Source organism: Enterobacter asburiae, from assembly GCF_008080435.1.
GTDB lineage: Bacteria > Pseudomonadota > Gammaproteobacteria > Enterobacterales > Enterobacteriaceae > Enterobacter > Enterobacter asburiae_C.
Genome location: NZ_VRKN01000004.1, coordinates 411,154 through 433,309, shown reverse-complemented (window position 1 = coordinate 433,309; position 22,156 = coordinate 411,154). Strand labels below are relative to the sequence as shown.

The 22,156-nt window shown below is 55.6% G+C and carries 23 protein-coding genes; 17 read left to right on the top strand and 6 right to left on the bottom strand.

Annotated features, from left to right (window positions below):
• Positions 1 to 54: 54 nt before the first annotated feature.
• The 3 genes from flgN to flgA form a co-directional block, all read right to left on the bottom strand.
• Positions 55 to 480, bottom strand: a complete 426-nt coding sequence (gene flgN / locus FU672_RS10800; RefSeq protein WP_008500818.1) for a flagella biosynthesis chaperone FlgN — start codon at positions 478 to 480, stop codon at positions 55 to 57.
• A gap of 4 nt (positions 481 to 484) precedes the next feature.
• Positions 485 to 778, bottom strand: coding sequence for a flagellar biosynthesis anti-sigma factor FlgM (flgM, locus tag FU672_RS10795; RefSeq protein ID WP_023335261.1), 294 nt, complete (start codon positions 776 to 778; stop codon positions 485 to 487).
• 93 nt (positions 779 to 871) lie between these two features.
• Positions 872 to 1,531: a flagellar basal body P-ring formation chaperone FlgA gene (flgA, locus tag FU672_RS10790; protein WP_148243246.1), complete on the bottom strand. Its 660-nt coding sequence runs from the start codon at positions 1,529 to 1,531 to the stop codon at positions 872 to 874.
• A 157-nt stretch (positions 1,532 to 1,688) separates the two neighbouring features.
• Here flgA and flgB point away from each other — a divergent pair, with 157 nt between their 5' ends.
• The 11 genes from flgB to flgL all read left to right on the top strand — a co-directional run bounded on the left by flgB (position 1,689) and on the right by flgL (position 11,543).
• A complete protein-coding gene (gene flgB / locus FU672_RS10785) occupies positions 1,689 to 2,105 on the top strand; it encodes a flagellar basal body rod protein FlgB (RefSeq protein WP_148243245.1) in 417 nt (138 codons plus the stop codon).
• 3 nt (positions 2,106 to 2,108) lie between these two features.
• A complete protein-coding gene (gene flgC / locus FU672_RS10780) occupies positions 2,109 to 2,513 on the top strand; it encodes a flagellar basal body rod protein FlgC (RefSeq protein ID WP_008500814.1) in 405 nt (134 codons plus the stop codon).
• Positions 2,514 to 2,524: 11 nt separating this feature from the next.
• Complete coding sequence (gene flgD, locus FU672_RS10775; RefSeq protein ID WP_148243244.1) at positions 2,525 to 3,235, top strand: flagellar hook assembly protein FlgD; 711 nt, start codon at positions 2,525 to 2,527, stop codon at positions 3,233 to 3,235.
• Between the two features lie 26 nt (positions 3,236 to 3,261).
• Complete coding sequence (gene flgE / locus FU672_RS10770) at positions 3,262 to 4,470, top strand: flagellar hook protein FlgE (RefSeq protein ID WP_148243243.1); 1,209 nt, start codon at positions 3,262 to 3,264, stop codon at positions 4,468 to 4,470.
• Positions 4,471 to 4,490: 20 nt separating this feature from the next.
• Complete coding sequence (locus FU672_RS10765) at positions 4,491 to 5,246, top strand: flagellar basal body rod protein FlgF (protein ID WP_029740347.1); 756 nt, start codon at positions 4,491 to 4,493, stop codon at positions 5,244 to 5,246.
• Between the two features lie 11 nt (positions 5,247 to 5,257).
• Positions 5,258 to 6,040: a flagellar basal-body rod protein FlgG gene (gene flgG, locus FU672_RS10760; protein ID WP_008500810.1), complete on the top strand. Its 783-nt coding sequence runs from the start codon at positions 5,258 to 5,260 to the stop codon at positions 6,038 to 6,040.
• Between the two features lie 57 nt (positions 6,041 to 6,097).
• Entirely contained in the window at positions 6,098 to 6,796 is a 699-nt protein-coding gene (gene flgH / locus FU672_RS10755) for a flagellar basal body L-ring protein FlgH (RefSeq protein WP_148243242.1), read from the top strand.
• Between the two features lie 12 nt (positions 6,797 to 6,808).
• The gene (locus tag FU672_RS10750; RefSeq protein WP_148243241.1) at positions 6,809 to 7,906 is read left to right on the top strand and encodes a flagellar basal body P-ring protein FlgI; all 1,098 of its coding nucleotides are present in this window, start codon (positions 6,809 to 6,811) and stop codon (positions 7,904 to 7,906) included.
• Complete coding sequence (gene flgJ, locus FU672_RS10745; protein WP_148243240.1) at positions 7,906 to 8,859, top strand: flagellar assembly peptidoglycan hydrolase FlgJ; 954 nt, start codon at positions 7,906 to 7,908, stop codon at positions 8,857 to 8,859. The genes FU672_RS10750 and flgJ overlap by 1 nt, the downstream gene beginning before the upstream one ends.
• Positions 8,860 to 8,934: 75 nt before the next feature.
• Positions 8,935 to 10,575, top strand: coding sequence for a flagellar hook-associated protein FlgK (flgK, locus tag FU672_RS10740; RefSeq protein WP_148243239.1), 1,641 nt, complete (start codon positions 8,935 to 8,937; stop codon positions 10,573 to 10,575).
• A 14-nt stretch (positions 10,576 to 10,589) separates the two neighbouring features.
• Positions 10,590 to 11,543, top strand: coding sequence for a flagellar hook-associated protein FlgL (gene flgL / locus FU672_RS10735; protein WP_148243238.1), 954 nt, complete (start codon positions 10,590 to 10,592; stop codon positions 11,541 to 11,543).
• Between the two features lie 75 nt (positions 11,544 to 11,618).
• Here flgL and FU672_RS10730 read toward each other — a convergent pair whose 3' ends face one another.
• Complete coding sequence (locus tag FU672_RS10730) at positions 11,619 to 12,833, bottom strand: MFS transporter (RefSeq protein ID WP_148243237.1); 1,215 nt, start codon at positions 12,831 to 12,833, stop codon at positions 11,619 to 11,621.
• A gap of 145 nt (positions 12,834 to 12,978) precedes the next feature.
• On the opposite strand from FU672_RS10730, the gene FU672_RS10725 reads away from it, so the two are divergent.
• A complete protein-coding gene (locus tag FU672_RS10725; protein ID WP_410053328.1) occupies positions 12,979 to 13,881 on the top strand; it encodes a LysR substrate-binding domain-containing protein in 903 nt (300 codons plus the stop codon).
• A 40-nt stretch (positions 13,882 to 13,921) separates the two neighbouring features.
• On the opposite strand, the gene rne is transcribed toward FU672_RS10725, so the two are convergent.
• Positions 13,922 to 17,044 carry a ribonuclease E gene (gene rne / locus FU672_RS10720; RefSeq protein WP_148243235.1) on the bottom strand — a complete coding sequence of 1,041 codons (3,123 nt, stop codon included), beginning with the start codon at positions 17,042 to 17,044 and terminating at the stop codon, positions 13,922 to 13,924.
• A 572-nt stretch (positions 17,045 to 17,616) separates the two neighbouring features.
• Here rne and rluC point away from each other — a divergent pair.
• A complete protein-coding gene (gene rluC / locus FU672_RS10715; protein ID WP_148243234.1) occupies positions 17,617 to 18,564 on the top strand; it encodes a 23S rRNA pseudouridine(955/2504/2580) synthase RluC in 948 nt (315 codons plus the stop codon).
• Positions 18,565 to 18,630: 66 nt separating this feature from the next.
• Here the strand turns inward: rluC and FU672_RS10710 are convergent, their stop codons facing one another.
• On the bottom strand, positions 18,631 to 19,215 hold the full coding sequence (locus tag FU672_RS10710) for a Maf family protein (protein WP_148243233.1): 585 nt from the start codon (positions 19,213 to 19,215) through the stop codon (positions 18,631 to 18,633).
• A 140-nt stretch (positions 19,216 to 19,355) separates the two neighbouring features.
• Here FU672_RS10710 and yceD point away from each other — a divergent pair, with 140 nt between their 5' ends.
• From yceD to FU672_RS10690, 4 genes are all read left to right on the top strand, one after another.
• Positions 19,356 to 19,877 carry a 23S rRNA accumulation protein YceD gene (gene yceD / locus FU672_RS10705; protein WP_014883375.1) on the top strand — a complete coding sequence of 174 codons (522 nt, stop codon included), beginning with the start codon at positions 19,356 to 19,358 and terminating at the stop codon, positions 19,875 to 19,877.
• 16 nt (positions 19,878 to 19,893) lie between these two features.
• Positions 19,894 to 20,067, top strand: coding sequence for a 50S ribosomal protein L32 (gene rpmF / locus FU672_RS10700; protein ID WP_003857964.1), 174 nt, complete (start codon positions 19,894 to 19,896; stop codon positions 20,065 to 20,067).
• A gap of 80 nt (positions 20,068 to 20,147) precedes the next feature.
• A complete protein-coding gene (gene plsX / locus FU672_RS10695; RefSeq protein ID WP_148243232.1) occupies positions 20,148 to 21,182 on the top strand; it encodes a phosphate acyltransferase PlsX in 1,035 nt (344 codons plus the stop codon).
• Positions 21,183 to 21,188: 6 nt separating this feature from the next.
• Positions 21,189 to 22,142 (top strand): beta-ketoacyl-ACP synthase III, encoded by a 954-nt coding sequence (locus tag FU672_RS10690; RefSeq protein WP_148243231.1) that lies wholly within the window; start codon positions 21,189 to 21,191, stop codon positions 22,140 to 22,142.
• Positions 22,143 to 22,156: the final 14 nt, after the last annotated feature.

Here is a 22,156-nt window from a genome sequence, read left to right as displayed (position 1 = left end):
AAAAGGGGAGTTCACCTTATGGTGCTCCCCACTGCATGATTTGTCGCCCAGGCTTCAAATCGAAATCTTTTTAACTCCCGCAATACGCGCAGTCGCTGTCTGACCATCCGCACCGTACAATCCGGTTTCTTTATGCGGTTTCAACACCTCAAGCGCCTGCTGATTACGCTCAATCTGACCTTCCAGTAGCCAGCCGTTGTGCTGGTTAAGGTCGCGCAGGTGCTGGGTTTTTTCGGTAATGGTCTGCCAGCGCTCAATAATATCGTCATTGGCGCTGCGCTTAGGATCTTGCTCAGCGCGGCGCTGTTGCTCCAGATAATCCAGCGTTGCCAGAAGCGAACTTTTGTCTTCAGTAATACGCTGCAGCGCGCTGCCGTTGATGTGACCGGAAGAGAGATGCTGTTGCTCAGCGTCCATTACCGTTTTCAGGTCGTTCAGGACAACCGTCATTTGATCCAGTATTTCTGACAGTCGACTCATACGGTTAGTTACTCTGTAAGAAACTCTGTGCTTCCTGAATCAGGGCATCAGCGATCTTGCTGGTATCCATTTTCAGCTCGCCGTTACGAATAGCCGTTTTCAGCGCTTCAACACGTTCCATATTGATATCGTTGCTGCCTGGCTGCATCAGTTTTGCCTGCGCGTCGCTCAGGGTCACGCTGGTGCTGTTGGACGTTGACGGTTTTTCCAGACGCGTTTTCTGCGTCGTCGCGTCATTCGTTTCGCGAGGTTGTACAGCGCTTACCGGCTTCAGGGCTGATGTACGATCAATGCTCATAGTGTTGTCCTCATCGAGGGTTCGCGGCGTTTGCGCCTGACATCATCATTAGTGGAATATTTATCGGCACGCGCCGCGAAATCTTTAAAAAGATTATAGGTTAATCAGAATATTCCCATCAGAGTCGACGGTTCCGCTCACCACCTGGCCTGAGGACATTCTGACGCGGGCGTTTTGCGCCACCGCGGCATTGTTTAACGCTTTCCCTTCACTGTTGATGCTAAAGCCATCTCCATTGGCTACGACCATCACCTGTTGACCTGCTTTTACCCGCCATGACTGACGCAGCATGGAGAGCTGTATCGGCTGGCCGGGAGCGACGTCACGCAGGCTGACGGCATCCTGTGCCTGGTTCATTTCCAGCATGGTGCGTGGAGGCAGTTGATCCAGACGGCCGCGCTTCAACGTCACGCTGTTCGTCTGCAGCACGCTGCCGCGCGCAATGGGCACGGCGGCGACAACATAATTGCCCATCGCCTGAACTGCAACCTGTAAATAGCGTTTTTCGTTGGCGCAGCGTGCCAGCACGTTCACGTTCCCCCACAGCCTGGTGGTCCCCGTCACGCTGAATGACGGTTGGTCACAGCCAGGGTACAGATTCGGTGGCGTGCGCACGGTCACGGTAACGTCATCGCTAAAGCCGGCCAGCTTTTCAGCAAAAAAAGCCGTCAGCTGATCCTGTAAGCCTTCAGCCTGCACCAGAGGGCTAAACAGCAAGAAAGTTGCCATCAGGGCACGTTTTAACGTTTGCATCGCAAGTTCCACCGTTTCCAGAGTTGAATGAATTCTACCTGCAGTGGTTTTGCATCAACGGAATAAATAGCGACGCATTTTGCGCTTATTCCGTCGATAGGGGAGACCGGGTGAGATTTAAGCTGTGAACTGAAATTTTGCCATCAGCGGAGGAGACATGCTCGATAAACTCGACGCCGCGTTACGTTTTCAGCAGGAAGCGCTCAATTTACGCGCCCAGCGGCAGGAGATTTTAGCCGCCAACATCGCTAACGCCGATACCCCGGGGTTTCAGGCGCGCGATATTGATTTTTCCAGTGAACTCAAAAAGGTGATGGAGCGTGGACGTGCCGAAGGAACGGGTGTTGCACTTGCCATGACATCCTCTCGCCATATTCCTGCTCAGACGATGACCGCGCCAGCGACCGATTTACTTTACCGTATTCCCGATCAGCCCTCACTCGACGGTAACACCGTGGATATGGACCGGGAGCGTACCCAGTTTGCCGACAACAGCCTGAAATACCAGACGGGCCTGACCGTACTCGGCGGACAAATCAAAGGCATGATGAACGTCCTGCAGGGGGGGAACTGATAGATGGCCTTGTTGAATATTTTTGATATTGCCGGTTCGGCGTTAACCGCGCAGTCCAAACGCCTGAACGTGGCTGCCAGTAACCTGGCGAATGCCGACAGCGTAACCGGACCAGATGGTCAGCCTTATCGTGCCAAACAGGTTGTCTTTCAGGTCGATGCTGCGCCGGGCGCGGCGACGGGCGGCGTGAAGGTGTCTGATGTGGTTGAGAGCCAGGCGCCGGACAGGCTGGTGTATGAGCCGGGTAACCCGCTCGCGGATGCCAGCGGATACGTGAAAATGCCAAACGTGGATGTGGTGGGTGAGATGGTGAACTCCATGTCGGCTTCCCGTAGCTACCAGGCCAACGTCGAAGTGCTTAATACCGTGAAGAGCATGATGCTCAAAACACTCACTCTCGGCCAGTAAAGGAGACATGCATGTCCATCGCCGTAAATGTGAATGATCCTACGAACTCGGGTGTTAATAACACGAAGAGTACGACGGGTTCTAACTCCCTCACCGGGAGCAATGCCTCCGATCTTCAGGGCAGCTTTCTGACGCTGCTGGTGGCGCAGCTTAAGAACCAGGATCCCACCAACCCAATGCAGAACAACGAACTGACCACGCAGCTTGCGCAGATCAGCACCGTTAGCGGCATTGAGAAACTCAACACCACTCTCGGCTCCGTCTCTGGGCAGATTAACAGTGCCCAGTCTCTGCAGGCGGCAAGCCTGATTGGTCACGGGGTGATGATCCCGGGAACCACGATTCTGGCGGGCACCAGCACCACCGAAGGCAACACCACTACCACCACCACGCCGTTTGGCGTTGAGTTGCAGCAGCCAGCGGACAAAGTGACCGCGACGATCACCGACTCGACCGGCGCCGTGGTACGTACCATCGACATCGGCGAACTGAAGGCGGGCGTTCACACCTTTACCTGGGATGGCAGCCTGACCGACGGCACTAAAGCACCAAACGGTTCCTACAAAGTAGCGATCAGCGCCAGCAACGGCACGACCCAGCTGGTGGCGCAGCCGCTGCAGTTCGCGCTGGTCCAGGGCGTGATTAAAGGAAGCGACGGCAACAAACTGGATTTGGGAACCTCTGGTTCCACCACACTCGACGAAGTTCGGCAGATTATCTAAGCCTTAACACTTATCAGGAGTAAGTCATGGCCTTTTCTCAAGCGGTCAGCGGCCTGAATGCTGCGGCCACCAACCTGGACGTCATTGGCAACAACATCGCCAACTCCGCGACCTATGGTTTTAAATCCGGTTCTGCTTCATTTGCAGACATGTTTGCCGGTTCCAAAGTCGGCCTGGGCGTGAAAGTTGCGGGTATCACTCAGGACTTTACCGATGGTACCACCACCAACACCGGTCGTGGTCTGGACGTCGCCATCAGCCAGAACGGTTTCTTCCGTATGGTCGATTCTAACGGTTCTGTGTTCTACAGCCGTAACGGTCAGTTCAAACTGGATGAAAACCGTACGCTGGTTAACATGCAGGGCATGCAGCTGACGGGCTATCCGGTAGCCGGCACGCCATCAAAAGTCCAAACCGGTGCCAACCCACAGGCGATCACTATCCCAACAACGCTGATGGCAGCCAAGTCAACCACTACGGCATCCCAGCAGATCAACCTTAACTCTACCGATGCCGCGCCAACAGTAGCATTTGATGCGACTAACCCAGATACCTATAACAAAAAAGGGACTGTGACCGTCTTTGACAGCCAGGGTAATGCGCACAACATGAACCTGTTTTACGTCAAAGATGCTGCACCCGCTAACTCCTGGAAAGTGTATTCCCAGGACGGTAGCGTGGCAGGTAGTGCGGCAACACTGGCAACCACGCTGACCTTCGATAACAACGGTTCGCTGACCGGTGGTGGAAACATCAACATAACGACCGCGACCATACCGGGTGCGACGCCTGCGACCTTCGCAATGAGTTTTGCTAACTCGATGCAACAGAACACGGGTGCCAACAATATCGTCGCGACCAGCCAGAATGGTTTCAAACCTGGCGATCTGGTGAGCTATCAGATTAACGATGACGGCACCGTTGTGGGGAACTACTCCAACGAACAGACTCAGGTTCTGGGTCAGATCGTGCTGGCAAACTTCGCGAACAACGAAGGTCTGAAATCGGAAGGCGACAACGTCTGGTCTGCCTCTCAGTCCTCCGGCGTGGCGCTGCTGGGTACCGCAGGCACCGGTAACTTCGGCAAGCTGACCAACGGCGCGCTGGAAGCCTCCAACGTGGATATGAGTAAAGAACTGGTGAACATGATTGTCGCGCAGCGTAACTATCAGTCGAACGCGCAGACCATCAAAACCCAGGACCAGATCCTCAACACGCTGGTTAACCTGCGTTAAGCGGCTAACAGGAAAGCGCAATGGATCACGCAATATATACCGCGATGGGCGCGGCAAGTCAGACGCTCAATCAGCAGGCCGTTACCGCCAGCAACCTGGCAAACGCCTCGACGCCGGGCTTTCGCGCACAGCTTAATGCGCTGCGCGCGGTGCCGGTAGAAGGGCTTTCCCTGCCGACCCGTACGCTGGTGACGGCATCGACCCCTGGTGCAGATATGACGCCAGGGCAGATGGACTACACCTCACGCCCGCTGGACGTTGCCCTGCAGCAGGACGGCTGGCTGGCGGTGCAAACTGCAGACGGCAGCGAAGGCTACACCCGTAACGGCAATATCCAGGTGAGTGCGACGGGCCAGTTGACGATTCAGGGTCATCCGGTGATGGGGGAAGCGGGCCCGCTGACCGTGCCGGAAGGCTCTGAGCTGACTATCGCTGCGGACGGCACCATTTCGGCGCTGAACCCGGGCGACCCGGCCAACACCGTTGCGCCGGTCGGACGTCTGAAGCTGGTTAAAGCGGAAGGCAAGGACGTGCAGCGTGGCGACGACGGCATGTTCCGTCTGACCCAGGCGGCGCAGGCGACGCGTGGTGCCACGCTACAGGCCGATCCGAGCATCCGCGTGATGTCCGGCGTGCTGGAAGGCAGTAACGTCAAACCGGTTGCAGCCATGTCCGACATGATCGCCAGCGCCCGTCGTTTTGAAATGCAGATGAAGATCATCAGCAGCGTGGATGAAAACGCGGGCAAGGCTAACCAACTTCTGGCTATGAGTTAACAGGACTCCTTATGATCAGTTCTTTATGGATCGCGAAAACAGGCCTGGATGCCCAGCAAACCAATATGGACGTGATTGCCAACAACCTGGCAAACGTGAGCACCAATGGTTTCAAGCGTCAGCGCGCCGTTTTCGAAGATTTGCTTTATCAAACCATCCGCCAGCCGGGCGCGCAGTCTTCTGAACAGACGACGCTGCCTTCCGGCCTGCAGATCGGTACCGGTGTTCGCCCTGTGGCCACCGAGCGTCTGCACAGCCAGGGTAACCTGTCTCAGACCAACAACAGTAAAGACGTAGCAATCAAAGGCCAGGGCTTCTTTCAGGTGCAGCTGCCTGACGGTACCTCTGCCTATACCCGCGACGGTTCGTTCCAGGTTGATCAGAACGGCCAACTGGTGACGGCGGGCGGTTTCCAGGTTCAGCCTGCGATTACCATCCCGGCGAACGCCCTGAGCATCACCATCGGACGTGACGGTGTGGTCAGCGTGACCCAGCAGGGACAGGCCGCGCCGGTTCAGGTTGGGCAGCTCAACCTGACCACCTTCATGAACGATACCGGTCTGGAAAGCATTGGTGAGAACCTCTACACCGAAACGCAATCCTCCGGTACGCCAAATGAGAGCACCCCGGGCCTGAACGGCGCGGGTCTGCTGTACCAGGGTTATGTTGAAACGTCCAACGTGAACGTGGCGGAAGAGCTGGTGAATATGATCCAGGTCCAGCGCGCGTATGAAATTAACAGTAAAGCAGTGTCGACGACCGACCAGATGCTGCAGAAACTGACGCAACTCTAAGGTGTAGCCCGGTGCGGTAAACGCCGCACCGGCTCCCTGTTTTCGAAGATGAAGGCAATGCAAAAAAACGCGGCGTTTCGTTATCCGATACTGACTGTTCTGGCTGTCACCCTCAGCGGGTGTGCTTTGATCCCGTCTAAACCATTGGTCCAGGGTGCGACGACTGCCCAACCCGTTCCTGGCCCTTCGCCAGTGGTAAACGGCTCCATTTTCCAGACCGCGCAGCCGATTAATTACGGCTATCAGCCGCTGTTTGAAGATCGCCGCCCGCGTAATGTCGGCGATACATTGACCATTGTGCTGCAGGAAAACGTCAGCGCGAGCAAGAGCTCGTCGGCGAATGCCAGCCGCGATGGCAAAACCAATTTTGGCTTCGATACCGTGCCACGCTATCTCGAAGGGCTGTTCGGCAACGCGCGTGCTGATGTGAACGCGTCAGGCGGCAACACCTTTAACGGTAAAGGCGGCGCGAACGCCAGCAATACCTTCAGCGGTACGCTGACGGTCACGGTTGACCAGGTACTGGTTAACGGCAACTTACACGTTGTGGGTGAAAAACAGATCGCCATCAACCAGGGCACTGAATTCATTCGCTTCTCGGGCGTGGTTAACCCTCGCACTATCAGCGGCACCAACACCGTTCCGTCCACCCAGGTGGCGGATGCGCGCATTGAGTACGTCGGTAACGGCTATATCAATGAAGCGCAAAATATGGGTTGGCTGCAGCGCTTCTTCCTTAATTTATCGCCGATGTAAGCGAGGTGACCCATGTTTAAATCGATCTTCGCCGTGGCGCTCGCGCTGGTGGCAACATTTGCCCAGGCTGACCGTATTCGCGACCTCACCAGCGTTCAGGGCGTACGTGAAAACTCCCTGATTGGCTATGGCCTGGTGGTCGGTCTGGATGGTACCGGTGACCAGACGACCCAGACGCCATTTACCACCCAAAGCCTGAACAACATGCTTTCCCAGCTCGGCATTACCGTGCCGGCGGGAACCAACATGCAGTTGAAAAACGTGGCCGCGGTAATGGTCACCGCATCCTTCCCGGCGTTTGCGCGTCAGGGGCAGACCATCGATGTGGTGGTCTCCTCAATGGGTAACGCCAAAAGCCTGCGCGGCGGTACGCTGCTGATGACCCCGCTAAAAGGCGTTGACAGCCAGGTCTATGCGCTGGCGCAGGGGAACATTCTGGTTGGCGGTGCGGGTGCATCCGCAGGCGGAAGCAGCGTGCAGGTGAACCAGCTGAACGGTGGACGTATCACCAACGGTGCGATCATTGAGCGTGAACTGCCGACCCAGTTTGGTGCGGGCAATACCATCAACCTGCAGCTCAATAATGAAGACTTCACGATGGCGCAGCAAATTGCCGATACCATCAACCGCAGCCGTGGCTACGGTAATGCAACGGCACTCGATGCGCGCACCGTGCAGATCCGTACCTCTACCGGCAGCAGCAACCAGGTGCGCATGCTGGCGGATATCCAGAATATGGAAGTGAACGTTCCGGTACAGGATGCCAAGGTGATCATCAACTCCCGTACCGGCTCGGTGGTGATGAACCGGGAAGTGTCGCTGGACAGCTGTGCCGTGGCGCAGGGGAACCTCTCTGTGACGGTAAACCGCTCCGCGAACGTGAGTCAGCCGAATACGCCATTCGGTGGCGGTCAGACGGTGGTGACACCGCAAACGCAGATTGATATGCGTCAGAGCGGCGGATCACTGCAGAGCGTTCGCTCCAGCGCCAACCTGAACAGCGTGGTGCGTGCCCTGAACGCCCTGGGCGCAACGCCGATGGACCTGATGTCCATCCTGCAATCCATGCAAAGCGCGGGCTGCCTGCGCGCCAAACTGGAAATCATCTGATGCTGACCGATAGCAAACTGTTGACCAGTGCAGCCTGGGACGCCCAGTCGCTCAACGAACTGAAAACCAAAGCAGGAAAAGACCCGGCGGCGAACATCCGCCCGGTCGCCCGCCAGGTGGAAGGGATGTTTGTTCAGATGATGCTGAAAAGCATGCGTGAAACCCTGCCGAAAGACGGGATGTTCAGCAGTGATTCAACGCGTCTCTACACCAGCATGTATGACCAGCAGATTGCGCAGCAGATGACCGCCGGAAAAGGCCTCGGTCTGGCTGACATGATTGTGAAACAGACCGCAGCCGCGCAGGGCATCCAGCCTCAGGATCAGCCGCAGCAGGTGCCGATGAAGTTCGACCTGGAAACGGTGACCAGTTACCAAAACCAGGCTCTGACGCAACTGGTGCGTAAAGCGATGCCAAAAGCCACCGGCAGCGGCGATGAGCCGCTCTCCGGTGACAGCAAAGACTTCCTGGCGCAGCTTTCTCTGCCTGCGCGTCTTGCCAGCGAACAGAGCGGCGTGCCGCATCACCTGATTCTGGCGCAGGCCGCGCTGGAGTCGGGCTGGGGTCAGCGCCAGATCCGCAAGGAAAACGGCGAGCCGAGCTTCAACATCTTCGGCGTGAAGGCCACCTCCAGCTGGAAGGGGCCGACAACGGAGATCACGACCACCGAATACGAGAACGGTGCGGCGGTGAAGGTCAAAGCAAAATTCCGCGTCTACAGCTCTTATCTGGAAGCATTGTCCGATTATGTCGGCCTGCTGAGCCGAAATCCGCGTTATACCGCCGTTACGCAGGCGGCGACGGCGGAGCAGGGTGCTCAGGCGCTGCAAAATGCGGGCTACGCGACTGACCCGAACTATGCACGTAAGCTCACCAGCATGATCCAGCAGCTGAAATCCATGGGCGAGAAGGTCAGCAAAGCCTATAGCACAGATATTGAAAATCTGTTCTGAAAGTTCTCAAGTCCCGGTGGAGGTTGCCGATAACCTTCATCAGGACTCGTGTCTGAACGTATAAAAGGAACCCCCATGTCCAGTTTGATTAACAGCGCCATGAGTGGCCTCAGTGCTGCGCAGTCGGCACTCAATACCGTCAGTAATAATATTTCAAGCTATAACGTGGCAGGTTATACCCGCCAGACCACGGTGCTGGGCGCATCTAACAGCACGCTGACCGGCGGTGGCTGGGTGGGTAACGGGGTCTATGTCTCCGGTGTCCAGCGTGAGTATGACGCCTTCATCACCAACCAGCTGCGCGCCGCGCAAACGCAGAGCAGCGGTCTGACGACGCGCTATCAGCAGATGTCAAAAATCGACGATGTGCTCTCCGATACGACCAACTCGCTCTCCACCACCCTGCAGGACTTCTTCAAAAGCCTGCAAACCCTGGTGAGCAACGCGGAAGACCCGGCTGCACGTCAGACGGTGCTGGGTAAAGCGGGTGGTCTGGTCAATCAGTTTAAAACCAACGATCAGTATCTCCGTGACCAGGATACGCAGGTTAATACCGCCATCTCAAGCAGCGTGTCTCAGATCAACAACTACGCGACACAGATTGCGAATCTGAACGATCAGATTTCTCGTCTGACCGGTGTCGGTGCGGGCGCATCGCCTAACGATCTGCTTGACCAGCGCGATCAGCTCGTGACTGAACTGAACAAAATCGTTGGCGTGGAAGTCTCCGTACAGGATAGCGGCACGTTTAATATCTCTCTCGGCAACGGGTACAGCCTGGTGCAGGGCAGCAAAGCCAGCCAGCTGGCGGCCGTGAAGTCCAGCGCCGATCCAGCTCGTACTACCATCGCCTACGTCGATGACGTGGCGGGTAATATTGAGATCCCGGAGAAATTTATCACCACCGGTTCTTTAGGCGGTTTACTGACCTTCCGCACCGAAGATCTGGATAAAGCCCGTAACAGCCTGAACCAGATGGCGCTTGCCTTTGCCGATGCGATGAACACGCAGCATGAAGCCGGTTTTGATGCGAACGGTGATGCGGGCGGTAAGCTGTTCAACTTTGGTTCTCCGGCGGTGCTTTCCAGCAGCAAGAACGGCGGCTCGGCTGTTGTCACGGCTTCTGTGGCGGACAGCAAACAAGTCCAGGCGACAGACTATAAGCTGCAATTTAACGGCACTGACTGGACAGTCACCCGCACATCAGACAAAACCAGCTTTACGATGAGCCCGGATGCCAGCGGTAATCTGTCGTTTGATGGCCTTAACGTCAATGTGAGCGGCACGGCAAATACCAAAGACAGTTTCACCGTGAAGCCTGTTTCCAACGTCATCATGAACATGGATCTCGCGATCAGCGACGAGTCCAAACTGGCGATGGCATCGGTGCTGAACGGCGGCGAAAGTGATAACCGTAACGGCCAGAAACTGCTTGATCTGCAAAACGCTAAAGTGGTGGGGGGCAACAAAACCTTCAACGATGCGTATGCCTCTCTCGTCAGTACCGTCGGTAGCTCAACGGCGTCACTGAAGGTGAGCAGCCAGACGAAAGCCAATGTGGAAACGCAGTTAATCAAGCAGCAGCAGACCATCTCTGGGGTAAACCTCGACGAAGAGTATGGCAATTTGCAGCGTTATCAGCAGTATTACCTGGCCAATGCCCAGGTACTACAAACTGCCAGTACGCTCTTCGATGCAATTATCAACATTCGTTAAGGTTGAGGTGAACAATGCGTATTAGCACCCAGATGATGTATGAGCAGAACATGCGTGGGATCACCGATTCCCAGAGCAGATGGCTGAGCTACGGTGAGCAGATGTCCACCGGTAAGCGCGTCAATCGTCCTTCGGACGATCCTATCGCCGCGTCGCAGGCCATCGTTCTGTCGCAATCTCAGTCGCAAAACAGTCAGTTTGCACTCGCGCGTACCTTTGCAACACAGAAGGTCTCGCTGGAAGATAACGTGTTAACCCAGGTGAACACCGCAATCTCAAGCGTGCGCGAGAAGTTAGTTTACGCGTCGAACGGCACATTAAGCGATGACGACCGTCTTTCTCTGGCGACCGATATTCAGGGGATCCGCGATCAGCTTATGAACCTGGCCAACACGACGGATGGTAATGGTCGCTTTATCTTTGCGGGATACAAAACCGAGAGCGCACCGTTTGATGCCGTGACCGGGGATTATAACGGCGGCGCAGAGGCCATCACGCAGCAGGTTGATACGGCGCGAAATATGACTATTAGCCATACCGGACAGCAAATTTTTGAAAGCATTACCAGTAATGCAGAACAGCTGCCGGGTGGTGGATATGGCCAGACCAACATGTTCAAAATCCTGGATTCTGCCATTGCGTCGCTGAAGACACCGATTGAAAACGATCCGGCTGCCGCAACGGCGCAAAACCTGGTGATTACCAATGCGCAAATCGGCATCAAAAATTCCCAGAACAATGTCCTGACGGTCGTTGCGGATGTAGGAACCAAGATGAACGAGCTGGAAAAACTCGATACGCTGGGTGATGACCGCGCGCTGGGTCAGACCAAACAGATGAGTGATCTGGTGGATGTTGACTGGAACGAAGCGATTTCCTCTTACACCATGCAGCAGGCGGCCTTGCAGGCGTCTTATAAAGCGTTTAGCGATATGCAGGGCATGTCTCTGTTCCAGCTGAACAAATAACATCTTGACCTCTTAGAACATGTCTTGAAACTGGGCATGTTTTACTGCCCAATCCGTCTGGATTGGGCATTTTTTTTATGCAACTTCCGCCGGTACGGAGGCGACTCGTGCGCTTTCTATCAGACGGATTGCCAGTGCAATGGCACCACAGACTGTCGCCAGCGCGACCACACCCGTCCAGCCAGCCAGCGAGTAGATATTGCTGCCTAACGCGGAACCCAGCGCCATCCCGATAAAGACCACCGTAAAGAGCAGGGCGTTGAGGCGACCACGCGCCTGCGGTTCAAGGCTGTATACCAGGTTCTGGTGAGCGACCAGGCTGGACTGCAGACCCAGGTCGAACCCGACGGCAGAGACGGCGATCAGCATCAGCTGTCCATGAACGCCCAACGCGGGCATCAGGAACATCAGGGCGAATGAGACGGTCACAAGGACTGCACCAAGCTGCGTGACTTTTCCTGCGCCCAGTTTGTCCGCCAGACCCCCTGCCAGCGGGGCAGCTAACGCACCGGCGGCACCTGCAATACCAAAACCACCCGCGACGGCACTCCCGAGGTGATAGCGTTCCAGCAGCATAACCGCAAGTGTAGACCAGAAGGCGCTAAAGGCAATCGACAGAAAACCCTGAGCCAGCGCCGCACGGCGCAGCGCCGGATAACGACGCCACAGATGTTCCATTGAGCGCATCAGCGCGGGGTAGCTCAGCGTGGAGTGAATGGCAAAACGGGGAAGCACAAACCACATCATTACCCCGATGAACGCAATGCTCGCCGCCGCCAGCTGGTACATGACGCGCCAGCCAAACGCTTCGCCCACCACGCCGCTCACGGTTCTTGATAATAAGATACCCATCAGCAGCCCGGTCATTACCGTGCCCACGGTTTTCCCCTGTTTACCTTCCGGCGCAAGAATGGCTGCGGCAGGGACGATATCCTGTGCCATGGTGGCGGCCATGCCGATGAGCAGGCTAGCCAGCAGCAGAGAATGGATCTGCCCGGTCAGGCTACAGCCGAGAAGAAACAGCGCCAGCGCCGCACTCTTTATCAGGATTAACGTCCTGCGGTCGTGGCGATCGCCGAGCGGTAACAGGAACAGGATCCCCAGGGCATAACCCGCCTGGGTGAGCGTCGGGACCATGCCCATTCCTTCGATACTCAGATGAAGGTCTGCGCCCATCAGCGGCAGCAGAGGCTGAGCATAATAGATAGATGCCACGCTGAAACCTGCACCTATCGCCAGCATTAAGATTACCCAGCGGCTCACGGCATGGGCGGCGGTTGTTGTGTTCATAAGATGTTCCTCATTCGTCGTGTGAGGCTATTTTTTATCAGTACGCCTTGCGACGGTAGCAGGCCCGGTGGTAAAACGCTTATACGTTGAACGTATAAGTGAAAATACGATGAAAAGAGCTGAGCGTATAGACAGGGTGGAGTTAATGCGGACGTTTGTCCGGATAGTAGAGGCGGGTTCCCTCTCCGCAGCGGCACGGCAGCTGGCCACAACCCAGGCCACGGTGAGCAGACGGTTACAGTCGCTGGAGACCATGCTGGGCGTGCGCCTGATATTGCGCACAACCCATACGACGCGGCTGACGGATGACGGCGAACGCTGCTATCAGCACGCCCGTCGGGTGATTGACAGCTGGCTGGCGCTGGAAGATGAGGTGGGGCAGACGGAAGATGAGCCCGTAGGCGTGCTGCGGGTGCGGGCACCCCACGCGTTTGGTCAGGATCAGCTTCTGAAACCAGTAACCGAATTTTTGCAACGCTATCCGCAGCTTTCGATTGAGTGGATGCTCAACGATCGGTCGGCGGACTTCCTCGGCGACAACCTTGACTGTGCTATTCGGGTGGGAGTGGAAGTCGATCCGGCGACCGTATCCGTGCTGCTGGCTGAAGTGCCGCGCTCGGTAGTGGCTTCCCCGGCACTGCTGGCCCGTTTTCCAACGGTTACCACGCCGGAGGATTTGCAACAGTTTCCGTGGATAGCTATCAGCTCTTTCTATCAGCGCCATGTGGAGCTTTTTCACGATGCAACACCTGCCACTGCGCGAGTGGCAATTACCCCACGCCTCAGCACGGATAGCCTGTATGTCGCACGCAATACGGCGCTCACTGGCCTTGGCGTGGCGGTGGTATCCAGCTGGACGGTACAGGATGATATTCGGGAAGGGCGACTGGTACATTTGCTGCCAGAGTGGCAGCCAGCGGCGTTACCGGTGCATCTGGTTTATCCCTGGTCCCGTTATTATCCGGCACGCTTGCGGCGTTTTCTGGAGTTGATGCGGCAGGTAATGCCGGAGGTCACCGGGATGAGAAAGCCCGTACAGCAGCCATAAAAAAGCCGACCCGAAGGTCGGCTTTTTACTTTCAGTGTCGTTATTCGACAGACTGCGGACGCGTTGCCGGTGCAGTCGCCTGATGCGTTGCACTGTGGCCGCCTGCAGCGCCTTTACCTTCGAAGTTGAACTCCGGGCGTACCCAGTCACTTTGACGTGGTGCTTCAGGCACGTAATCCGGCGCCGGAGCGCGCGTCATAGGCGCTGTCGCCACGTGGGCAGCGGCTGGCGCAGAAACAACCGGCGCTGGCTTCACTTCAGGCGCTTTCGTTTCTTCAACAACCGGTTCAACCTGAATCTCAACGTCCTGAACGACTTCTTCAGTGGTAGTTTCGACGATGGCTTCAGCGGTGTCTTCAGCGGTGTCTTCCACTGCGGCTACAGGTACAGCCTCTTCAGCCACTTCCTCTGCCACCACGGCATCTTCTTCGGCAATAAGCTGCGGTGCGGCATCAACCGGCGCGGCAATCACTTCTGGATGGGTGGTTTCAACTTCCACTGCGTGAGGTGCTTCAGTTTCAACAACCTGAGGTTCAACCACGGTTGCTGCTTCAGTCACGACGTCTTCTACCGCAGCTGCGGGTGCAATCACCTCTTCGGTTACAGGCTGTTCTTCAACAACCTGCTCCGGGCGAGCAACCGGGTAGCGGATCCAGACTTTACCTGACGCCATTTCTGGTGAAGCACAGGCAATGGTCAGTGGCATTGGTGACTGAGTCGGGTAACGCTCGTCACGATAGCGACGACGACGCTGACCGCTGACGCGCAGATGACGTGGAGAACGACGTGAACGGCGCGGCATACCGGCGTTATCACGGTTTTCACCGCTATCATCCTGCTCAACGTTGTTTTCAACGACCGCTGGCAGGTCAACTTTTGCCACTTGTGTACCGGTTGCGCTCTCGCTTGTTTCAACCGCGACAACGGTTGATTCTTCGGTAGCTTCAGAGGTGAAGCGTACTTTCTGAGCAAGCTGGCGCGGCTTACGACGCGGCATAACCTGAGTACGTTCTTCCTGCTCGCCGTCCTGCTGTTCAACAGGCTCTTCGCGGTTCAGGTTTTTGACTTCCTGCTGTGCCTGACGCTTCTCGTCGTTACGGCGACGGTTGCGTTCACGGCGCGGCTGCTGGTCGTCACGCGGTTTGCTCTTCTCAGACTCATCGCCCGCCTGCTGGCGAATTTCACGATCTTCAACATTCGGCTGTTGTTTCTCGCGACGGTTGCGACGGTTGTCTTCGCGTTGCTCACGGCCTTCGTTATTCTCAGAACGGTTATCACGACGCTCACCGCGGTCATTACGGTCGCTACGGTCATTACGATCGCGGCGGTTGTTCTGACGCTTACGGCGGTCCTGCTGACGCTCTGGTTTGGCCGCTTTAGGCTCTTCTTTCGGCTGCTCTGGCTGAACTTCTTCATCAGCAAACATCTTCTTCAGCGCGCCAAAGAAGCGGCTCAGCAGACCCGGTTGCGCCGGCTGGGCTTTCGCTACCGCTGCTTCTGGTTTCTGCGCTGCAGGTTGGGCCGCAGGTTTTTCCAGGGCCGCTTCCGGTGGCGCTTCAGGCATGATGAAGGTCGCTAACGCAGGCTGCTCTGGCAGTTTACGCTCGGCTGGCTCTTCATCGGAAGGCAGGGCCATCTCTTCTTCATGCAGCTTCGGCAGCAGGTAGCTGAGCGTGGACGTCTCTTCGCCTTTACGGACACGCAGCACGTGATAGTGCGGGGTTTCCATCTGATCGTTTGGCACGATGATGCAGCGAACGCCACCCTGACGCGTTTCAATGGCACTTACCGCTGCACGTTTTTCGTTCAGCAGGTAGGAAGCAATTGGCACAGGAACAATCGCGTGAACCTCTTTGGTATTCTCTTTCAGCGCTTCTTCTTCAATCAGACGCAGGATAGAGAGGGACAGCGATTCGTTATCACGCACGGTACCGGTGCCGGAGCAGCGCGGACAAACGTGATGGCTGGACTCACCAAGAGACGGGCTCAGACGCTGACGGGACATCTCCAGCAGGCCGAAGCGTGAGATATGACTAATCTGGATACGCGCACGATCCTGACGCACCGCCTCGCGCAGACGGTTTTCAACCGCACGCTGGTGGCGAACAGGGGTCATGTCGATGAAGTCGATAACAATCAGACCACCCAGGTCGCGCAGGCGGAGCTGGCGGGCGATTTCATCAGCGGCTTCAAGGTTAGTGTTGAAGGCGGTCTCTTCGATATCGCCACCGCGTGTTGCACGCGCGGAGTTGATGTCGATAGCGGTCAGCGCTTCAGTGGTATCGATAACGATAGAACCGCCGGATGGCAGACGCACTTCACGCTGGAAGGCGGACTCAATCTGGGATTCGATCTGATAGTGGCTGAACAGCGGGATTTCACCGGTGTACAGTTTAATTTTGCTGGTGAAATCCGGACGACCCAGCGCGGCGATGTGCTGGCGCGCCAGCTCAAGCACTTTCGGGTTGTCGATCAGAATCTCACCGATGTCCTGACGCAGGTAATCACGGAAGGCACGCACGATAACGTTGCTTTCCTGGTGGATCAGGAACGGAGCCGGGCGGCTTTCCGCTGCTTTCTGAATGGCTTCCCAGTGCTTCAGACGGAAGCTCAGGTCCCACTGCAGGGCTTCGGCGGATTTGCCTACGCCTGCGGTACGCACGATAAGCCCCATGCCATCAGGCAGTTCGAGGCTTGCCAGCGCTTCTTTCAGCTCGGTACGGTCATCACCTTCGATACGGCGAGAGATGCCACCCGCACGCGGGTTGTTAGGCATCAGAACCAGATAGCTCCCTGCCAGGCTGATAAAGGTGGTCAGTGCGGCACCTTTGTTGCCGCGCTCTTCTTTATCAATCTGAACAATAACTTCCTGACCTTCACGCAGAACATCTTTGATGTTTGGGCGGCCATGGGCGTTGTAGTTTGCGGGGAAATATTCGCGGGCGATTTCTTTCAGAGGGAGGAAACCATGACGCTCAGCACCGTAATCGACAAATGCAGCTTCAAGGCTTGGTTCAATGCGGGTGATTTTACCTTTGTAAATGTTCGCTTTTTTCTGTTCGTGTCCAGGACTTTCGATATCCAGATCGTACAGGCGCTGCCCATCCACAAGGGCGACACGCAACTCTTCTTGCTGAGTTGCGTTGATTAACATTCTTTTCATCGTAACTTACTCGTTATTCTTACATTGACGACAAAGCTGCGGGCAAGGTGACGCTTTCCGGGGTATGAACCGATGGCCTCGTGTCTGTTCACGTCGCCAACCTCACGGTTGTCGCTCGCTTAAGAGGCGCAGAGTGTCGGTTGCCTGTGTTTCATACGGAAACACAGCGCAATTATCAGGGGAATTGCCTGGGTAGAACTCTCCAGAGAACAATCCTTATACCGGGAAGTACTGCAACCCGCAGCCCGCTAACTGCCTGAAAGATCAATACGTCTTACGCCATTGCTGCGTGGATGATCGGTCAGACAAAATTGGTCATTCCGTCAACATCCTTACTTAACCAGGATTTAACACGGAAAACAGCCTCATTATTCCACTGCTCGCCGGGTTATAGCAAGATGACTTTTACCAATTATCACCCGGTTACTCACAGTTTCTTCACTTCAGAATGGCGATTGGCTTAATAACCACCAAATCGGTTGCGCGAAACGAGGAGCTGGCCGGGTAAAAGTAAATATAAGCATAGAAAAATGAGTGGCGCTAATGGCTGACGATATTTAGAATCGCCAACCATGAAAACAGAGACTCCAGCCGTAAAAATGGTTGCCATCGCCGAAGATGACGCGGGGCAACGTATCGATAACTTTTTGCGCACCCAGTTGAAAGGGGTGCCAAAGAGCATGATTTACCGCATCCTGCGTAAGGGCGAGGTGCGGGTTAACAAAAAACGCGTGAAGCCCGAGTACAAACTCGAGGCGGGTGATGAAGTGCGTATTCCGCCGGTGCGCGTTGCGGAACGTGAAGAAGAGACCGTTTCACCGAAGCTACAGAAAGTGGCGGCCCTGAGCGATGTGATCCTTTACGAAGATGACCACATTCTGGTGCTGAATAAGCCTTCAGGAACGGCTGTCCATGGCGGTAGCGGTCTGAGCTTCGGCGTGATTGAAGGGCTGCGTGCCCTGCGCCCGGAAGCGCGTTTTCTTGAACTGGTGCATCGTCTTGACCGTGACACCTCTGGCGTACTGCTGGTGGCGAAAAAGCGTTCTGCGCTGCGTTCTCTGCATGAACAGCTGCGTGAAAAAGGGATGCAGAAAGACTACCTGGCGCTGGTTCGCGGTCAGTGGCAGTCTCATGTAAAAGTGGTGCAGGCGCCGCTGCTGAAAAATATTTTGCAGAGCGGCGAGCGCATTGTCCGCGTGAACCAGGAAGGGAAACCCTCTGAGACGCGCTTTAAAGTGGAAGAACGCTACGAATTTGCCACGCTGGTACGCTGCAGCCCGGTGACGGGCCGTACCCACCAGATCCGTGTGCATACCCAGTTTGCAGGGCACCCAATCGCCTTTGATGACCGCTATGGCGACCGCGAGTTTGATAAGCAACTGGCGGGAACGGGACTGTCGCGTCTGTTCCTGCATGCGGCAGCGCTGAAGTTTACCCATCCTAATACGGGGGAAGTCATCCGTATTGAAGCGCCGCTGGATGAGCAGTTGAAACGCTGTCTTAAGGTTCTGCGCGGCTGATTTTGCCTTCCTCCCTCTCCCTGTGGGAGAGGGCCGGGGTGAGGGCATCAGGCCGCAATGTTCCAGTCACATGGTCAGCGGATTACACTCTTCTCGCCTTAACATCTGACACAAGGCAATCAGCGGTAACCCCACCAGCGTGTTGGGATCGCGACCGTCCAGCTTGTCGAACAGCGCAATCCCCAATCCTTCACTTTTAAAGCTTCCTGCGCAGTTCAGCGGACGTTCCCGACGCACATAATCCATAATCTCTTGCTCGCTGAGATGGCGGAAGTGTACGTCGAACGGCTCGCATTCGGTTTGCAGATGACCAGTGGCGGAGTTATAGAGCGCCAGGCCCGTATAAAAGGTCACGATAGTGCCTCGCGCACGCAGAAGCTGCTGGCAGGCGTTCTCCTCCGTATGGGGCTTGCCGGTGATTTCGCCGTCCAGCACGCAAACCTGATCGGAGCCTATAATCAAATGCGAAGGATAGCGTGCGGCCAGCGACTGCGCTTTCTCCTTAGCAAGACGCGTCACCAGATGACGCGGTGATTCGCCCGGCTGTGGCGTCTCATCAACCTCTGGCGCGGCGCATTCAAACGGGATCCCGAGCTTTTCCAGCAGCATTCGGCGGTAGGGAGACGTGGAAGCAAGGACGAGATTTGGCATATTTTTATCACCAGATATAGCGTATCGATGCCAGCCATTTTAAACTACAGGCCGCAATGTGTGCGAATAATTGGCAAAAGGCAGCTCTGGTTGCCTTTTTCTTTGACTCTATGACGTTACAAAGTTAATATGCGCGCCCTATGCAAAAGGTAAAATTACCCCTGACTCTTGATCCGGTTCGTACGGCTCAAAAACGCCTCGATTACGAAGGTATCTATACTTCCGATCAGGCCGAGCGTATTGCCGAATCCGTAGTCAGTGTGGACAGTGATGTAGAATGCTCCATGTCGTTCGCTATCGACAACCAGCGTCTCGCCGTTTTAACCGGTGATGCAAAGGTGACGGTAACGCTCGAGTGTCAGCGTTGCGGGAAACCGTTTGTACAGCATGTTCACACAACGTATTGTTTCAGTCCGGTTCGTTCTGACGAACAGGCTGAAGCACTCCCGGAAGCGTATGAGCCGATTGAGGTTAACGAATTCGGTGAAATCGATCTTCTGGCTCTGGTTGAAGATGAAATCATCCTCACCTTGCCAGTGGTTCCGGTGCATGATTCTGAACACTGTGAAGTGTCCGAGGCGGACATGGTCTTTGGGGAATTGCCTGATGAAGCGCAAAAACCAAACCCATTTGCCGTATTAGCCAGCTTAAAGCGTAAGTAATTGAGGAGTAAGGTCCATGGCCGTACAACAGAATAAACCAACCCGTTCCAAACGTGGCATGCGTCGTTCCCATGACGCGCTGACTGCAGTTACCAGCCTGTCTGTAGACAAGACTTCTGGTGAGAAACACCTGCGTCACCACATCACCGCTGACGGTTTCTACCGCGGCCGCAAGGTTATCACTAAGTAATCACGCGCAAGCGTGATTAGGCTTAGTGAGGATTTCCCCGTGCAAACGGGGAATTTACCGAACCAGGCTGCGACGATACCTTGACACGTCTAACCCTGGCGTTAGATGTCATGGGGGGAGATTTTGGCCCTTCCGTGACAGTGCCTGCAGCATTGCAGGCACTGAATTCTAATTCGCAACTCACACTTCTTTTAGTCGGCAATCCCGACGCAATCACGCCATTACTCGCAAAAGCTGACTTTGAACAACGTTCGCGTCTGCAGATTATTCCTGCGCAGTCAGTTATTGCCAGTGATGCCCGACCCTCGCAGGCTATTCGCAATAGTCGTGGCAGCTCTATGCGGATAGCGCTGGAGCTGGTGAAAGAAGGACGAGCCCAGGCTTGCGTTAGCGCGGGGAATACCGGCGCGCTGATGGGGCTGTCGAAATTGCTGCTCAAACCTATCGAAGGTATTGAGCGCCCGGCGCTGGTGACGGTGTTACCGCATCAGCAGAAGGGCAAAACGGTGGTGCTCGATTTGGGCGCTAACGTCGACTGTGATAGTACTATGCTGGCTCAGTTTGCCGTGATGGGTTCGGTGCTGGCAGAAGAAGTAGTCGGGATCAACAATCCCCGTGTTGCGTTACTGAACATTGGTGAAGAAGAGACCAAAGGCCTGGATAGCATTCGCGAAGCGGCTGAATTGCTCAAACAGGTTCCCTCCATCAACTATATTGGTTATCTCGAAGCCAATGAGTTGTTGACGGGTAAAACGGATGTTCTGGTGTGCGATGGCTTCACCGGAAACGTAACGTTGAAGACCATGGAAGGGGTTGTGCGCATGTTTCTTTCTCTGCTGAAATCTCAGGGAGAAGGTAAAAAAAGCGCCTGGTGGCTAATTTTATTGAAGCGTTGGTTACAAAAGAGCCTGACGCGGCGATTCAGTCACCTCAACCCCGACCAGTATAATGGCGCCTGTCTGTTAGGATTGCGCGGCATCGTGATTAAGAGTCATGGCGCCGCCAATCAGCGAGCATTTGCTGTCGCGATTGAACAGGCAGTGCAGGCGGTGCAGCGACAAGTCCCTCAGCGGATTGCCGCTCGCCTGGAATCTGTATTAGCTAAAAGTGACTGAGCGTACATGTATACGAAGATTTTAGGTACCGGCAGCTACCTGCCAAAACAAGTGCGTACCAACGCCGATCTGGAAAAAATGGTAGATACGTCTGACGAGTGGATTGTCACGCGCACAGGTATCCGTGAACGTCGTATTGCCGCGCCAGACGAAACCGTGTCGACCATGGGTTACGAAGCCGCACAGCGTGCTATCGAAATGGCGGGCATTGATAAAGAACAGATTGGTTTGATCGTGGTCGCCACGACGTCTGCCACGCATGCTTTCCCAAGCGCGGCGTGCCAGGTGCAGAACATGCTCGGCATTAAAGGCTGTCCGGCGTTTGACGTCGCTGCCGCGTGCGCAGGCTTCACCTATGCGCTGAGCGTTGCCGATCAGTACGTGAAATCCGGTGCCGTTAAATATGCGCTGGTGATCGGTGCTGACGTGCTGGCGCGTACCTGCGATCCAACCGATCGTGGAACGATCATTATTTTTGGTGATGGTGCGGGTGCGGTGCTGCTGGGGCAGTCCGAAGAGCCGGGTATCATCTCGACGCATCTTCATGCTGATGGCCGCTATGGCGAACTGTTGACTCTGCCTAACGCCGATCGCGTTAATCCGGACAACTCGATTTACCTGACCATGGCAGGGAACGAGGTGTTCAAGGTGGCGGTGACTGAGCTTGCGCACATCGTTGATGAAACCCTGGAAGCGAATAACCTTGAGCGCTCCGCGCTCGACTGGCTGGTGCCGCATCAGGCAAACCTGCGCATCATCAGCGCGACCGCGAAAAAGCTGGGCATGTCGATGGATAACGTTGTGGTGACGCTGGATCGTCACGGCAACACCTCTGCGGCGTCGGTACCGTGCGCATTTGATGAAGCGGTACGCGATGGACGAATCAAACGGGGCCAGCTGGTCTTGCTTGAAGCCTTCGGTGGCGGGTTCACCTGGGGTTCCGCGCTGGTTCGTTTCTAGTATAAGGAATAAAA

Bases quoted from the DNA above. Each gene is read 5' to 3' on its own strand.
- flgH (WP_148243242.1), top strand. From the start codon at position 6,098: ATGCAAAAAAACGCGGCGTTTCGTTATCCGATACTGACTGTTCTGGCT.
- flgC (WP_008500814.1), top strand. From the start codon at position 2,109: ATGGCCTTGTTGAATATTTTTGATATTGCCGGTTCGGCGTTAACCGCG.
- rpmF (WP_003857964.1), top strand. From the start codon at position 19,894: ATGGCCGTACAACAGAATAAACCAACCCGTTCCAAACGTGGCATGCGT.
- flgA (WP_148243246.1), bottom strand. From the start codon at position 1,531: ATGCAAACGTTAAAACGTGCCCTGATGGCAACTTTCTTGCTGTTTAGC.
- FU672_RS10765 (WP_029740347.1), top strand. From the start codon at position 4,491: ATGGATCACGCAATATATACCGCGATGGGCGCGGCAAGTCAGACGCTC.
- flgN (WP_008500818.1), bottom strand. From the start codon at position 480: ATGAGTCGACTGTCAGAAATACTGGATCAAATGACGGTTGTCCTGAAC.
- yceD (WP_014883375.1), top strand. From the start codon at position 19,356: ATGCAAAAGGTAAAATTACCCCTGACTCTTGATCCGGTTCGTACGGCT.
- rne (WP_148243235.1), bottom strand. From the start codon at position 17,044: ATGAAAAGAATGTTAATCAACGCAACTCAGCAAGAAGAGTTGCGTGTC.
- flgE (WP_148243243.1), top strand. From the start codon at position 3,262: ATGGCCTTTTCTCAAGCGGTCAGCGGCCTGAATGCTGCGGCCACCAAC.
- flgJ (WP_148243240.1), top strand. From the start codon at position 7,906: ATGCTGACCGATAGCAAACTGTTGACCAGTGCAGCCTGGGACGCCCAG.
- rluC (WP_148243234.1), top strand. From the start codon at position 17,617: ATGAAAACAGAGACTCCAGCCGTAAAAATGGTTGCCATCGCCGAAGAT.
- FU672_RS10750 (WP_148243241.1), top strand. From the start codon at position 6,809: ATGTTTAAATCGATCTTCGCCGTGGCGCTCGCGCTGGTGGCAACATTT.
- FU672_RS10690 (WP_148243231.1), top strand. From the start codon at position 21,189: ATGTATACGAAGATTTTAGGTACCGGCAGCTACCTGCCAAAACAAGTG.
- flgL (WP_148243238.1), top strand. From the start codon at position 10,590: ATGCGTATTAGCACCCAGATGATGTATGAGCAGAACATGCGTGGGATC.
- FU672_RS10730 (WP_148243237.1), bottom strand. From the start codon at position 12,833: ATGAACACAACAACCGCCGCCCATGCCGTGAGCCGCTGGGTAATCTTA.
- flgB (WP_148243245.1), top strand. From the start codon at position 1,689: ATGCTCGATAAACTCGACGCCGCGTTACGTTTTCAGCAGGAAGCGCTC.
- FU672_RS10710 (WP_148243233.1), bottom strand. From the start codon at position 19,215: ATGCCAAATCTCGTCCTTGCTTCCACGTCTCCCTACCGCCGAATGCTG.
- flgM (WP_023335261.1), bottom strand. From the start codon at position 778: ATGAGCATTGATCGTACATCAGCCCTGAAGCCGGTAAGCGCTGTACAA.
- flgD (WP_148243244.1), top strand. From the start codon at position 2,525: ATGTCCATCGCCGTAAATGTGAATGATCCTACGAACTCGGGTGTTAAT.
- flgG (WP_008500810.1), top strand. From the start codon at position 5,258: ATGATCAGTTCTTTATGGATCGCGAAAACAGGCCTGGATGCCCAGCAA.
- FU672_RS10725 (WP_410053328.1), top strand. From the start codon at position 12,979: ATGCGGACGTTTGTCCGGATAGTAGAGGCGGGTTCCCTCTCCGCAGCG.
- flgK (WP_148243239.1), top strand. From the start codon at position 8,935: ATGTCCAGTTTGATTAACAGCGCCATGAGTGGCCTCAGTGCTGCGCAG.